This window comes from Halomonas aestuarii (assembly GCF_001886615.1).
Taxonomy (GTDB): domain Bacteria; phylum Pseudomonadota; class Gammaproteobacteria; order Pseudomonadales; family Halomonadaceae; genus Halomonas; species Halomonas aestuarii.
Genome location: NZ_CP018139.1, coordinates 2,300,296 through 2,314,195, shown reverse-complemented (window position 1 = coordinate 2,314,195; position 13,900 = coordinate 2,300,296). Strand labels below are relative to the sequence as shown.

The 13,900-nt window shown below is 71.4% G+C and carries 14 protein-coding genes; 13 read left to right on the top strand and 1 reads right to left on the bottom strand.

Annotated features, from left to right (window positions below):
* Positions 1 to 194: 194 nt before the first annotated feature.
* Genes BOX17_RS10760 through BOX17_RS10710 form a run of 11 tightly spaced genes read left to right on the top strand, consistent with a single transcriptional unit; the run spans position 195 to position 10,962 of the window.
* Entirely contained in the window at positions 195 to 431 is a 237-nt protein-coding gene (locus tag BOX17_RS10760) for a HypC/HybG/HupF family hydrogenase formation chaperone (protein ID WP_244272133.1), read from the top strand.
* On the top strand, positions 424 to 801 hold the full coding sequence (locus BOX17_RS10755; protein ID WP_071944428.1) for a hydrogenase maturation nickel metallochaperone HypA/HybF: 378 nt from the start codon (positions 424 to 426) through the stop codon (positions 799 to 801). Before BOX17_RS10760 ends, BOX17_RS10755 begins: the two co-directional genes overlap by 8 nt.
* A 27-nt stretch (positions 802 to 828) precedes the next feature.
* Positions 829 to 1,635, top strand: coding sequence for a hydrogenase nickel incorporation protein HypB (gene hypB, locus BOX17_RS10750; protein ID WP_071944427.1), 807 nt, complete (start codon positions 829 to 831; stop codon positions 1,633 to 1,635).
* Positions 1,632 to 3,119, top strand: a complete 1,488-nt coding sequence (hypD, locus tag BOX17_RS17240) for a hydrogenase formation protein HypD (RefSeq protein ID WP_208858060.1) — start codon at positions 1,632 to 1,634, stop codon at positions 3,117 to 3,119. Before hypB ends, hypD begins: the two co-directional genes overlap by 4 nt.
* Positions 3,062 to 5,197, top strand: a complete 2,136-nt coding sequence (gene hypF / locus BOX17_RS10740; protein WP_208858129.1) for a carbamoyltransferase HypF — start codon at positions 3,062 to 3,064, stop codon at positions 5,195 to 5,197. The genes hypD and hypF overlap by 58 nt, the downstream gene beginning before the upstream one ends.
* Complete coding sequence (gene hypE / locus BOX17_RS10735; RefSeq protein ID WP_208858059.1) at positions 5,194 to 6,222, top strand: hydrogenase expression/formation protein HypE; 1,029 nt, start codon at positions 5,194 to 5,196, stop codon at positions 6,220 to 6,222. Before hypF ends, hypE begins: the two co-directional genes overlap by 4 nt.
* Before the next feature lie 59 nt (positions 6,223 to 6,281).
* Complete coding sequence (locus BOX17_RS10730) at positions 6,282 to 7,484, top strand: 4Fe-4S dicluster domain-containing protein (RefSeq protein ID WP_071944426.1); 1,203 nt, start codon at positions 6,282 to 6,284, stop codon at positions 7,482 to 7,484.
* Entirely contained in the window at positions 7,481 to 8,314 is an 834-nt protein-coding gene (locus BOX17_RS10725; protein ID WP_071944424.1) for an FAD/NAD(P)-binding protein, read from the top strand. Before BOX17_RS10730 ends, BOX17_RS10725 begins: the two co-directional genes overlap by 4 nt.
* 2 nt (positions 8,315 to 8,316) lie before the next feature.
* A complete protein-coding gene (locus BOX17_RS10720; RefSeq protein ID WP_071944422.1) occupies positions 8,317 to 9,138 on the top strand; it encodes an NADH-quinone oxidoreductase subunit B family protein in 822 nt (273 codons plus the stop codon).
* Positions 9,135 to 10,436 carry a Ni/Fe hydrogenase subunit alpha gene (locus tag BOX17_RS10715; protein WP_071944420.1) on the top strand — a complete coding sequence of 434 codons (1,302 nt, stop codon included), beginning with the start codon at positions 9,135 to 9,137 and terminating at the stop codon, positions 10,434 to 10,436. Before BOX17_RS10720 ends, BOX17_RS10715 begins: the two co-directional genes overlap by 4 nt.
* Before the next feature lie 22 nt (positions 10,437 to 10,458).
* A complete protein-coding gene (locus BOX17_RS10710) occupies positions 10,459 to 10,962 on the top strand; it encodes a hydrogenase maturation protease (RefSeq protein ID WP_071944419.1) in 504 nt (167 codons plus the stop codon).
* On the opposite strand, the gene BOX17_RS10705 is transcribed toward BOX17_RS10710, so the two are convergent.
* Positions 10,959 to 11,456, bottom strand: coding sequence for an Lrp/AsnC family transcriptional regulator (locus tag BOX17_RS10705; protein ID WP_071944417.1), 498 nt, complete (start codon positions 11,454 to 11,456; stop codon positions 10,959 to 10,961). The two genes, BOX17_RS10710 and BOX17_RS10705, sit on opposite strands and share 4 nt — an antisense overlap.
* Positions 11,457 to 11,692: 236 nt before the next feature.
* Between BOX17_RS10705 and BOX17_RS10700 the strand changes: the two genes are divergently transcribed.
* Positions 11,693 to 12,310, top strand: coding sequence for a LysE family translocator (locus BOX17_RS10700; protein WP_071944415.1), 618 nt, complete (start codon positions 11,693 to 11,695; stop codon positions 12,308 to 12,310).
* A gap of 121 nt (positions 12,311 to 12,431) precedes the next feature.
* Positions 12,432 to 13,898: a dihydrolipoyl dehydrogenase gene (locus BOX17_RS10695; RefSeq protein ID WP_071944413.1), complete on the top strand. Its 1,467-nt coding sequence runs from the start codon at positions 12,432 to 12,434 to the stop codon at positions 13,896 to 13,898.
* Positions 13,899 to 13,900: the final 2 nt, after the last annotated feature.

Sequence of the window (13,900 nt, the reverse complement as noted above, 5' to 3'; positions counted from 1 at the left end):
TCGGGCCAGGGCCCTGTAGGGATGATGTGGATCAAGGAGGATACCAGAAAGTGGCGCCCATCACCCGGATCGGCGCCATCGGGCGGGGAAGGGTCTGACGTCGGGGAAAGCGATCTTCTATAGTGCAGTTACGCGAGTGCCTCACCCCACCCGACGAGGGAGCCCGACCACCGACCATGTGCCTGGCGATACCCATGCAGATCACCCGCCTCGACGGCGACACGGCGCGAGCGACCTCCCGCGGCATCGAACGCGATATCGACCTGATGCTGGTCCAGGACCAGGCCCTCGCCGTGGGCGACTTCGTCATCGTGCATGTCGGCTACGCCCTGCAGCGACTGCATCCCGACGATGCCCTCGAGACCTGGCGACTGCTCGACGAGATGGATGCCGCCGGCGACCCGGACGACGGAGCCCCGCAAGGTGCATGAGTTGAGCCTGTGCCGGTCGCTGGTCCGCCAGGCCACACTGGTCGCCGCCGAGCATGGCGCGCCAGGCATACGTCGCGTCTGCGTGCGCATCGGCCCGCTCTCCGGCGTCGAGGCCGAGCTGATGCGCGAGGCCTTTCCGCTGGCCAGCCGCCATACCGCCGCCGAGGGCGCGCGGCTGGAGATGACGACCTCGCCGGTGCGGGTGCACTGCCCCCGCTGCGAGCGGGAGGCCGAGGCCCGGGTCAACGACCTCAGCTGCCCCCTCTGTGGCCACTGGCAGACCCGGCTGACCGGCGGCGACGAGCTGCTGCTGGTGAGCGTCGACCTCGCCGCGCCTATCGCCGCCCCTTCCGTCCCGTCGAGTCCCTAGCCCCACCGAGCAAGAAGGAGCCCCATCGTGTGCCAGACCTGCGGCTGTGCCCTGCCCGACCACCTTCAGCATGCCTCGACCGAGCATGATGTCCACACCGTGGAGGTGCTCGAGGGCCTGAAGTCCCACAACGACGCGGCCGCGCGTCACAACCGCGAGCACTTCGACCGTGCCGGCCTGCTGGTCGTCAACCTGATGTCCTCGCCCGGCGCCGGCAAGACCCGCCTGCTGGAGGCCACCATCGAGGCGCTGGGCGGCCGCCACCGGCTGGCGGTGATCGAGGGCGATCTGGAGACCGAAAACGATGCCCGCCGCATCCGCGCCAAGGGGGTGCCGGCGGTCCAGATCACCACGGGCAGCGCCTGCCACCTGGATGCGACGATGGTGCACCGCGCGGCCCACGCGCTGTCGCTGGACGAACTGGACATCCTGTTCATCGAGAATGTCGGCAACCTGGTCTGCCCCGCGAGCTTCGACCTGGGCCAGCATGCCAACGTCACCCTGCTGTCCACCCCGGAGGGCGACGACAAGCCGCTCAAGTACCCGGTCATGTTCCGCTCAAGCGACCTGGTGCTGGTCACCAAGACCGACCTCTTGCCGGTCCTCGACGACTTCGACGTCGAGGCGGTGAAGGAGCACATGCACCGGCTCGCCTCCGCCGCCCCGGTGATGGCGCTGAGCAGCAAGTCGGGGCCGCTCGATGCCTGGCTCGAGTGGCTCGAGGCCGGCCTGGCCGAGCGGCGCCGACCGTTCCGCCCGGCGCCCTCGCCGGACGGGGAACGCCTGCTGACGCGTCCCGGCCTTCCCGGCCACCTGGCATCGACTGCCCCATGACGACGCCGTCTCCGGGCGAGTGGCTGTCGCGGATCCGTGCCCTGCCCCGGCCCTCGTCGGGCCGCCTGCGGATCATGAACGTCTGCGGCGGCCATGAGCGCACCATCACCCATGCCGGCCTGCGCAAGGTATTGCCCGACTACCTGGAGCTGATCCCGGGGCCAGGCTGCCCTGTCTGCGTCTGCCCGGAGGAGGATATCCATGCCGCGGTGGCACTGAGCCTTCAGGACGACGTCATCGTCGCCACCTTCGGCGACATGGTGCGGGTTCCCTGCAATGCGCCCAAGCGGGAGCCCCGCTCCCTCCAGGCGGCCCGGGCCCTCGGCGGCCGGGTGGTCCCGGTGGCCTCCCCTGGCGAGGTGCTGGCCCTGGCCCGCCAGCATCCCGACCAGAAGGTGGTCTTCTTCGCCGCCGGCTTCGAGACGACCACCGCCCCCATCGCCGCCCTCTTCTCGCGACCCGACCTGCCGGACAACCTGCTGCTGCTGCTCAGTGCCCGCCAGACCTGGCCGGCCATCGCCCACCTGCTGGAGGATGGCCGGGCCGGCTTCGATGCGCTGATCGCCCCGGGCCATGTGGCGACGATCATGGGCGCCGATCAGTGGCGCTTCGTGGCCGAGTCACACGCGCTGCCCACCGCCGTGGCCGGCTTCACCCCCGGCCTGATCCTGGAGGGCCTGCACGCGGTGCTCCGACAGGCGCTCGACCAGGCCCCCCGGCTGGACAACGCCTACCCGCAGTGCGTCACCGCCGACGGCAACCCCCGGGCGCGGGAGATGATCGCCGCGACCTTCGACATCACCGCCGCCAACTGGCGCGGCATCGGCGCCCTTCCCGACTCGGGCTATGCCTGCACGGACGCCCTCGCCCACCGCGATGCCCGCCGGCAGTTTCCCGAAGTGTTCGAGGCCGCCTACGCCCGCCGCGGCGAGATGCCGGCCGGCTGCGACTGCGCCGAGGTGGTGCTGGGCCGGATCCGGCCGCCGGAGTGCCGGCTCTACGGCAGCGCCTGTCACCCGGATCACCCGGTGGGCCCCTGCATGGTCTCCGACGAGGGCGCCTGCCGGATCTGGTGGGCGAGCGGCGTCCGCTCGGCCCAGACGCCGCCCGCCCGGCGAATCGCCGCCACCTCCGTCGACGCTGCCCCGAACGAGACAGCCCCGGACAAGACAGTCCAGGACGAGACCACCCCGGAGGAGCCGGCGCCCGACCTGGTGGCGCGCCGCTGGGTGCTGGCCGGCGGCGTCCAGGGGGTGGGGTTTCGCCCCTTCGTCCAGCGCCTGGCCAGCCGGCTGGACCTCGCGGGCCAGGTGCGCAACCGGGGCGGCGAGGTGGTGATCGAGGCCCGGGGGCGCGCCGGTCGGCTGGACGCGTTCGAGCGCGCCCTGCTCATTGATGCCCCTCGGCAGGCGAGCCCGCGTATCGCCTGCCGCGAGACGATCGAGGCGGAGCAGATCCCGTCTTCCTCCCCCGACCGTTCCTGATCCAGCCAAGCGATGACGAGGGCGCACAGGCGGGCCCGGTCCACCTGCCGCTGGACACCCCGGTCTGCCCGGCCTGCCTGGCGGAGATGCACGACCCGCAGGATCGCCACTACCGCTACCCCTTCACCCACTGCGACCAGTGCGGCCCGCGCTACAGCGTGATCGAGCGGCTGCCCTACGATCGCGCGCGCACCAGCCTGGCGGCGTTCCCGCTCTGCCCGGCCTGCCGACGGGAATACGAGGACCCGCAGAACCGGCGCTTCCATGCCCAGTCGATCGGCTGCCCGCAGTGCGGGCCCCGCCTGACGTTTGTAGAGAACTTCGTGGAAGGCGTCGTGGAGGGCGACCGGACGCTCACGGATCCCGAGGAGGCGCTGGCGGCCGCCATCGCGGCCCTCGACGCCGGGCGGATCGTCGCCGTGAAGGGCGTCGGCGGCTATCACCTGATGGCCGATGCCGGCCGACCGGCCTCGGTTTCGACCCTGCGCGAGCGCAAGCACCGGCCGCACAAGCCGCTCGCCGTGATGTTTCCCTGGCAGGGCGAGGACGGCCTGGACGCCGTGCGCGAGCATGCCCGGCTCGACCCGGCGGCCTCCGAGGCCCTCGCCGCGGCCGAGCGTCCGGTCGTGCTGCTGCCGCTGCGGGCCGACGCTCTCCTCACCGGCGGCCTCACCGACGGCCTCGCAGACGGCATCGCCCCCGGGCTCGACGAGGTCGGCGTCCTGCTGCCCTACGCGCCCCTGCACTACCTGCTGCTGGAGGCCCTGAGGCGCCCGCTGGTCGCCACCTCGGCCAACCTCTCAGGCGAGCCCATCATCACCGACCCGGAGGTAGCCGAAGCGCGCCTCGGCCGGGTCGCCGACGCCTTCCTGCACCATGACCGTCCCATCCTGCAGGGCATCGACGACGGCGTCCGGCGGCCCATCGCCGGCCGGGCGCGTCCCCTGCGCCTCGGCCGAGGCGCCGCTCCCCTGGAGCTCGCGCTGCCCTGGCCCCTGCCTCAGCCCGTGCTGGCCGTGGGCGCCCACCAGAAGGGCACGATCTGCCTCGCCTGGGGGTCACGGCTGGTGCTGTCGCCGCACATCGGCGACCTCTCGAGCCTTGGCACCCAGCGTGCCTTCGAGCGCCAGATCGCAACCCTCTCAAAGCTTTATGGCGTGCGTCCGGCGCGGGTCCTCCACGATGCCCACCCCGGCTATCACGGCACCCGCTGGGCCCGGGAGAGCGGCCTGCCCTGCCACGACATCGCCCACCATCATGCCCATGCCGCCGCCCTCTGCGGTGAGCACGGCCGCTTCCGGGAGCCGACCCTGGTCTTCACCTGGGACGGCACCGGCCTGGGCCCGGACGGCACCCTGTGGGGCGGCGAGGCCCTGCTCGGCCACCCCGGCCACTGGCAGCGCCACGCCTCCTTCGCGCCCTTCGCCCTGCCCGGCGGCGAGGCGGCGATCCGCGAGCCCTGGCGCCTGGCCGTCACCCTGGCCTGGCAGAGCGGCCTCGCGACGCCGGACGTTCCCGGCACCGACGATGAGCTGACCCTGCTGCGAGGGATCTGGGAGCGAGGCCTCAACGCCCCGACCTGCTCCGCCGCGGGCCGGCTCTTCGATGCCGCCGCGGCGCTGCTGCTGCCGATTCGCCGGATCAGCCACGAGGCCGAGGCCGCCATGCGGCTCGAGGCCCTGGCCGATGGCGTTGGCCAGGGCCTTGACCTGCCTCACCATCGCGACGCGGCCGGGGTGCTACGCTGTGACTGGCGTCCGCTGATCCGCCACCTGGGTGACGCGGGCCTCGCCCCCGCCCGGCGCGCCGCGGATGTCCATGCCACCCTGGTCCAGGTGCTCCGCCGGCAGGCCGAGGCGGCCCGGGTCACCTCGGGGGTGACGACCCTCGGCCTGACCGGGGGTGTGTTCCAGAACCGCCGCCTGACCGAGGCTGCCGTGACGGCCCTGACAGGCGACGGCTTCACGGTGCTGCTGCACGAGCGTCTGCCCTGCAACGACGCCGCCATCAGCGTCGGCCAGGTCATGGAGTACCTGGCATGCAACGACTGGCCCGCCATGACGAGGAGAAGTGAGTGACACAGCCCGGAGTCGAGACGGCCACCATCACCCTGGCCCATGGCAACGGCGGACGCCTCATGCGCCAGCTGATCGAATCGGTCTTCGTCCGCCACCTGGGCAACCCCTGGCTGGCCCCCCTCGCCGATGCCGCCGTGCTGCCCGATGCACCGGAGGACGATCAGGAGCTGGTCTTCACCAGCGACGGGGTCACCGTGCAGCCGCTGTTCTTCGCCGGGGGGGACATCGGCAGCCTCGCCGTTCACGGCACCGTCAACGACCTCGCCGTCGCCGGCGCCATGCCGCGCTACCTGAGCCTCAACGCCTTCCTGGAGGAGGGTCTGCCGCTCGAGCAGCTCGAGAGGATCGTCAAGAGCCTGGCCGCGGCGGCCCGGGCCTGCGATGTCCAGGTGGTGGCCGGCGATACCAAGGTGCTGCCGCGCGGCCTCTGCGGCGGCGCCTACTTCGGGGTCTCCGGGATCGGCCTGCGCCCGCGCGGCCTGGTGCTGGGCGCCGACGGCATCCGCCCCGGCGATGCGGTGCTGGTCAGCGGGCCGGTGGGGGACCATGGCATTGCCGTGATGCTCGCCCGCGAGGAGTTCGGCCTCAGCGGCTCGCTGGCCTCCGACAGCGGAAGCGTGGTGCCCCTGACCCAGGCGTTGCTGGACCTGACCGGCCTGCGTTTCATGCGCGACCCGACCCGCGGCGGCCTGGCGACCGTGCTCCACGAGGTCATCCACGCCACGGGCCAGGGAGTGACCCTCGAGGAAGAGCGGCTGCCGATCCGCGGCAGCGTCCGCAGCGCCTGCGACATGCTGGGCTACGACCCACTCTATATCGCCTGCGAGGGGCGGGTGGTCGCCATCGTGGCCGAGGACCAGGCCGACGAGGCCCTGCGGCGCTGGCAGTCGCTTCCCCAGGGGCGCGAGGCCCAGCGGATCGGCACGCTCGATCCGCATCACGACCGGCTGCTGCTGGTCAACGAGTGGGGCGGCGAGCGCCTGCTGCAGGAGCTCGAGGACGACCCCCTGCCCCGCATCTGCTGAGACCCGGCCGGCGCCGGCGCGCCGGTCATCCTGACGACGATTGAACGGGACATGGCACCATGAAGGTACGGCACTTCCTGGCGAGGGACCGCTTCCAGACCCTCCTCGACCGGCTGGTGGAGGCAGGCTATGAGGTCATCGGCCCCCGGGTGCGCGATCACGCCATCCTCTTCGAGCCCCTCTCGCGGGTCGAGCAGCTCCCCGAGGGGATCACCGACGCCCAGGCCCCCGGCCACTACCGGCTCGAGCGCTCCGACAGCGGGCGCTTCTTCGACTGGGCCACAGGCCCCCAGGCGATCAAGCCGCTGACCTTCGCGCCCCGCGAGACGCTGTGGCGGAGCGAGCGGCAGCCCGACGGCCGGCTGGTCTTCCGCGAGCAGCCCCCCGAGGCCCAGCCGACGGCGGTCATCGGCGTGCGCGCCTGCGACCTCGCCGCGCTGTCGATCCATGACCGCCACTTCCTGAACGACGCCCATCCCGACCCGCACTACCGGGAGCGACGCCGGAACCTCTTCCTGGTCGCCGTCAACTGCATGCGCTCCGCCACCACCTGCTTCTGCACCGCCACCGGGGACGGCCCGCGGGTCCAGCACGGCTTCGACCTGGCCCTCTCCGAGCTCGACGACGGCTTCGTGATGGAGGCCCACACCCTGGAGGGCCAGGCCATCCTCGACGCCCTGGAGACGACCTCGGCCACCCATGACCAGCTCGAGCAGGTGGAGGCCGGGATCGAGCGGGCCACCCACCAGCAGACGCGCCGGCTGCCCGAGGGCTCTCTGCCGGACATGCTGCAGGCGGCCGTCGACCACCCGCACTGGCAGAGCTTGAACGATCGCTGCCTGACCTGCGGCAACTGCACCGCGGTCTGCCCCACCTGCTTCTGCCAGACCCACGTCGACCAGCTCTCGCTGGACGGGAAGACGTCCGAGCACGGCCGGCAGTGGGGTAGCTGCTTCGACCCCGACCACAGCTACATCCACGGCACCGTCATCCGCGCCGAGCGGCCCCAGCGCTATCGCCAGTGGCTGACCCACAAGTTCGGCACCTGGGTGGAGCAGTACGGCCGCAGCGGCTGCGTGGGCTGCGGCCGCTGCATCGCCTGGTGCCCGGTGGGTATCGACGTGATCGAGGAACTGGCCGCGCTTTCCATAGCGCCCGAAGCCGCGCTTTCCAAGGCGCCCGACGACGCACCCGCCCTGGCGACGAATGCGGCGCCCGCCACGACGCCCGCTCGACCCACCGATGGGGAGGACACGCCATGACCAGCGCGCTGGTGCCCTTCGAGGCCGAGGTCGTCGGCTGCAAGGACGAGACCCCGGACATGTTCAGCCTGCAGCTACGCTTCACCGACCCCGAGGTGCAGGCCGCCTATCGCTTCTCGATGGGCCAGTTCAACATGCTCTACCTGCCGGGCATGGGCGAGGTGCCGATCTCCATCGTCTCCGACCCCGACGAGCGGGAGATGATCGATCACACCATCCGCAAGGTCGGCTCGGTCACCCGCAACCTCGGGGAACTCAGGGTCGGCGACCGGCTCGGCCTGCGCGGCCCCTACGGCCGCGGCTGGCCCACGGAGGAGGCCGAGGGCACCGACCTGGTGATCGTCACCGGGGGGCTCGGCTGCGCCCCGTCGGTCTCGCTGATCGAGTACGTGCTGCACCGGCGGGGGCGCTACGGCCGCATGCACATCATCCAGGGGGTCAAGCATTCCAACGACCTGATCTGGCGCGAGCGCTACGACGCCTGGCGACAGCACCCGGACGTCGAGGTCTACCTGACCGCGGATACCGGCGACACCCTCTGGCCCTGGCATGTCGGCCCGGTGACCCAGTTCTTCGACCGCATCGACTTCGACCCGGCGCGCTGCTCGGTCTTCATCTGCGGACCGGAGGGCATGATGCGGGCGGTGATCAAGGCGATGCGCCAGCGCCAGGTGCCGGAGGAGCGGATCTGGCTCAGCATGGAGCGCAACATGCACTGCGCCATCGGCTCCTGCGGCCGCTGCCAGCTGGGCCCCAAGTTCGTGTGCCGTGACGGCCCGGTCTTCACCTGCCGGGAACTGGCGCCCTACCTGACACACAGGGGAGTCTGACCATGACCACCGGGACCCGCCGCGCGCGCATCGCCGTGCACAAGTTCAGCTCCTGCGACGGCTGCCAGCTGGCCTTCCTCAACCTGGGCGAGCCCCTGCTGACCCTTGCCGAGACGGTCGACATCCTGCATTTCGCCGAGGCCGGCCCCATCGACGAGGAGGCCGAGGTCGACATCGCCTTCGTCGAGGGCAGCGTGGCCACCTCCCAGGATGCCGCGCGCCTGCGCGGCATCCGCGAACGCAGTCGCTACCTGGTCACCATCGGCGCCTGCGCTACCGCCGGCGGCATCCAGGCGCTGCGCAACCTCCATGACGCCGACGAGTGGGTGTCCGGGGTCTATGCCCAGCCCGAGCATATCGACCTGCTCGCCGATTCGACCCCCATCGCCGAGACCGTCAAGGTCGACCTGGAACTCTGGGGCTGCCCCGTCAGCGGCGAACAGGTGCTCGGCGCCACCAAGGCGATGCTGGCCGGCCACCTGCCCCGGGTCGACCACAGCGCGGTGTGCATGGAGTGCAAGCGCCAGCAGGCGGTATGCGTCATGGTCTCCCAGGGCAGGCCCTGTATGGGCCCGGTCACCAGCACCGGCTGCGGGGCGATCTGCCCACGCTGGCAGCGGGACTGCTACGCCTGCTACGGGCCCGCCGTCCAGGCCAACGTCTCGGCACTGGCCACCCACCTGGCCGATACCGGTATGCCGGCCGACGAGGTCGCCCGGCGCCTGCTGTTCATCAACGGCCATGCCGAGCCGTTCCGCGCCGAGGGCCTGGACTGGCAGGCACGGGTCATCACGCGTCAGGGCAGCGAGGAGGAGCAGGGATGAGTCACACCACGCGAACCGGCGAGATCCATGTGCCCATCCTGGCGCGGGTCGAGGGTGAGGGCGCCCTGGACATCCGCATCGCGGCCGGTCGGATCGAGGCGCTGAAGCTGCGCATCTTCGAGCCGCCCCGGCTGTTCGAGAAGCTGCTCGAGGGGCGCAGCACCCAGGACGTGATCGACAGCGTGGCCCGCATCTGCGGCATCTGCCCGGTGGCCTACCAGATGAGTGCGGTGGCGGCGATCGAGTCGATCCTCGGCGTCACGCCGAGCCCCTGGGTGGAGGCGATGCGCCGGGTGATGTACTGCGGCGAGTGGCTGCAGAGCCACAGCCTGCACATCCACCTGCTGGCCGCCCCCGACTTCCTCGGCTACGACAGTGCCCCGGCGATGGCCAAGGACCATCCGGACGAGGTCCGCCGCGGCCTGCGGCTCCAGGGGCTCGGCAACGAGATCATCCGCACCTTCGGCGGCCGCTCGGTGCACCCGGTCGGCCTCTGTCCGGGCGGCTTCTTCCATGCCCCCGACGCGGCGACCATGCAGCGCCTGCGAGAGCAGCTGGCGAAGGGCCTCGAGGAGGCCCGGGAGCTGATCGCCTGGACGGCCGGACTCCCCATCCCCGAGGACGACCAGGACTTCGTCTCGGTCTCGCTGCGCCATCCCCGGGACTACCCCATCACCGCGGGCCGGATCGTCTCCGACCAGGGGCTCGACATCGACCCGGCCGACTTCGAGCAGCGCTTCCGGGAGTTCCAGGTCCCCCATTCGACGGCCCTGCACGCCCAGCTCGACGGCCACCCCTACCTGGTCGGCCCGCTGGCCCGGCTCAACAACAACCTCGACCGGCTGCCCGCCGACCTGAGGCAGCTTCTGGACGACTGCGGCGTGGCCTTCCCCAGTCGCAACATGTTCCACAGCATCGTGGCCCGGGCGGTGGAGATCCATGTGGCCCTCGCCGAGGCGCTGCGCCTCACCGAGGACTACGAACCCGCCGCCGAGCCCCGTGTCGAGGTGCCGACCCGGGCCGGCGTCGGATTCGGGTGCACCGAGGCCCCCCGCGGCATCCTCTGGCATCGCTACGCGCTCGACGATGAGGCCCGGGTCGTGGAGGCCCAGATCGTCCCGCCGACGAGCCAGAACCAGGCGCGGATGGAGGAGGACCTCGTGACCAGCCTCACGCGGTTCGGCCTGGAGCGCGACGACGACGCCCTGCGGCTGCATGGCGAAATGGTGATCCGCAACTACGACCCCTGCATTTCCTGCGCCACCCACTTCCTGGACTTCCATGTCGTGCGAAAATAAGCCACCCGAGACTGAACCGGGCGTGACCGGGGCGAAACTGGCTAGGCAGGACGGGGCCGACGACCGGCCGGCGGGCCATGCCTACCTCTTCGGGCTCGGCTCGCCCCATGGCGGGGACCGGCTCGGCTGGCTCGCCGCCGACGGCCTGCGTGAGGCGCTGGCCGACCGCGACGATGTCAGCGTCGACTGCCTCGCCCAGCCCGTCGACCTCTTCCTCCATGCGGTGACAGCGAGCGACCGCCTGCTGCTGGTCGACGCCATGCGGGGCCAGGGCTCGCCCGGCACCCTCAGGGTCTTCGCGCCGGGGGAACTTCCCGAGACCGCCGCATCGCTGTCCTCCCATGGCCTCGACCTGGCGGGCACCCTGGCGCTGGTCGAGGCCCTCGGGATCTTCCGGGGGGGCATCCGGATCATCGGCATCGAGATGCCGGCGGGCGCCGCCCCCGACGTGCCACCGCCGCGACTCGACGCCGCCCAGGCCCGGCGACTCCACGAGGCGGTCATGGACTGGCTCGACGCCGGCTAGGCGTCCCGGCCCTCGTCCTCGAGTCGCGTCAGCGGCAGCGGGCCGTGCTCCTTGACGGTCTGGATCGCGAAGTTGCTGCGGATGTCGCTGACGCCCGGCAGGCGCAGCAGGGTCCCGGTCAGGAAGCGCTCGTAGGCCGCCAGGTCCGCGACCACCACCTGCAGCAGGAAATCCGACTCCCCCGACACCAAATGGCTAGAGACCACCTCCGGCAGGGCGACGACCGCCTCGCGGAAGGCGTTGGCCTCGGCCTCGTGGTGGCGCTCTACCTTGACGCCGACGAAGACGGTGAGGCCGAGCCCCACGCCCCCGCGGTCCAGTTCGGCGTGGTAGCCGCGGATCAGCCCCGCCGCCTCCAGCTGGCGAACCCGGCGCAGGCAGGGCGAGGGCGAGAGGTTCACCTCCTCGGCCAGCTGCACGTTGCTCAGCCGGGCGTCGCGCTGCAGCGCCGCCAGGATACGCCGATCGATGGCATCCAACCGATACATTGGCATGAAACGTCACCTATCTCTTTTTCATTGGCACAAGATGCCAAAGTGATCCGCTTTCCCGGTCGAATTCGCAAGGACCTGCCGGCGCCCCCGGCGCTAGACTGGCACGGTGCTGACAGAGGATGTCTCGTGCCCGGCATGTCGCGACCCGGGGTGTATGGAAAAGGGGTGTCGCGACCGGGGGTATCGCTACAAGGCGTGTCGCGACCAGACGTTTCGCAACAGAAGGAGGCGAGTCCATGGAGCTGTGGCTGTTCATCGGTGCCCTGGCGGCGATCTACCTGCTGCCCGGCCCCGACATGCTCCTGGTGCTGCAGACCGGCAGCCTGCAGGGGCACGCCCGGGCGCTGGCCACCGCGGCGGGACTGGCCGTGGCGCGCGGCCTGCACGTGGCCCTGGCGGCCCTGGGGCTGGCCACACTCTTCACCACCGCGCCCTGGACCTTCGATGCGGTGCGCTACGCGGGAGGAGCCTACCTGGCCTGGATCGGCCTGCAGCTGTTTCGCTCCCCCGCGGTCACCCCGAACCTCGAGACGGACCGGCCAGGTGTCCTCCCTGCCGGCCTCCGGCGCGCCTGGCGCCGAGGCCTGCTGACCAACCTGCTCAACCCCAAGTCGCTGCTGTTCTGCTCGGTGCTGCTGCCCCAGTTCGTGCAACCCGACGAGGGCGCCGTGTTGCTGCAGTTCGCCCTGCTGGGTGGCCTGCTGGTGGGCGTCGGCCTGCTGTTCGATGCCGGTTACGCCACCCTGGGAGCCGCCCTGCAGCGCTGGTTGGCCGGCAGCCCCCTGAGGCAGCGACTCCAGCGCTGGACCTTCGGCTCCCTGCTGATCGGCTTCGCCCTGCGCCTGGCCGCCTGAGGGGCCGGGCGTCCTGTCCTGCGTCAAGACACCGCCGCAGTGGCCCGGCCAAACCTCCCTACCCTGTGCCATAGTGGGTCCATGCACACCGACGCATGCACATGTACGAGAGGAGAGCCCGATGCAGGAACGTGAGGTCGATATCGCCATCATCGGAGCCGGCAGCGCCGGACTGAGCGCCTGGCACGCCGCCCGCAAGCACAGCGACAGCGTGCTGCTGATCGAGGGCGGGACCTACGGCACCACCTGCGCCCGGGTCGGCTGCATGCCCTCCAAGCTGCTGATCGCCGCCGCCGAGTCCGCCCACCATGCACGGGATGCCGGCGGCTTCGGGGTGCGGGTCGGCTCGGTCGAGGTGGACGGCCGGGCCGTCATGGAGCGCGTCCAGCGCGAGCGCGACGGCTTCGTGGGGCGGGTGCTGAAGACGGTGGAGCGCATCGGCGAGGAGAACCGCTTCGAGGGCCACGCGCGCTTCGACGACCCGCACACCCTGATCGTCGGCGAACATACCCGCGTGAGGGCCCGCACCATCGTCATCGCCACCGGCTCGCGTGGCACCTGGCCGGGCTTCTTCGAGGCGGCCGGCGACCTGCTGGTCGTCAACGACGACGTCTTCGAGTGGGACGACCTGCCCGAGTCGGTGGCCGTGTTCGGCCCCGGCGTGATCGGCCTGGAGCTCGGCCAGGCGCTTCACCGGCTGGGCGTGCGCCTGCGGGTCTTCGGCGTGGGCGGCGCCCTGGGGCCCTTCCGGGACGAGGCCGTGAGGGACTACGCCGACCGCACCTTCAACGAGGAGCTCTACGTCGACCCCGATGCCAAGGTGGAACGCATCGAGCGTGACGGCGACGCCGTGGTGGTCACCTTCCTAGAGCGCGACACCGGCGAGCGCCTCACCGAGCGCTTCGACTACCTGCTCGCGGCCACCGGCCGGCGCCCCAACGTCGACCGGCTCGACCTGGAGAAGGCCGGGCTGTCCGTCGACGACAAGGGCATGCCCCACTACAACCGCTTCACCCTGCAGTGCCGCAATGCCGATGACGGTCCCGGCCACATCTTCATCGCCGGCGATGCCAACCAGGCGCTGCCGCTGCTGCACGAGGCCAACAACGAGGGACGCATCGCCGGCGACAATGCCGGCCGCTACCCGGAACTGCGCGCCGGCAACCGCAACGTGCCCCTCGCCGTGGTCTTCACCGACCCGCAGATGGCCACCATCGGCGTCAGCCGTGCCGAGCTGGAAGGCCAGTACGGCGGCTGCGACTGCATCGCCACCGGCGAGGCCTCCTTCGAGGACCAGGGGCGGGCCATGGTGATGCGCCAGAACCGCGGCCTGATGCGCCTCTACGCCGAGCACGGCTCGGGTCAGTTCCTGGGCGCCGAGCTCTTCGGCCCGCGGGTGGAGCACATGGCGCACCTGCTGGCCTGGATGCTGGAGCAGAAGCTCAGCGTGAGCCGCATCCTCGAGATGCCCTTCTACCACCCGGTGCTCGAGGAGGGGCTGCGCGGCGCGCTACGCGACCTCAACGCCGCCCTGCAGCAGGGCCCGGCCATCACCGAGCGCTGCATGGAGTGCGGCCCCGGAGACTGAGC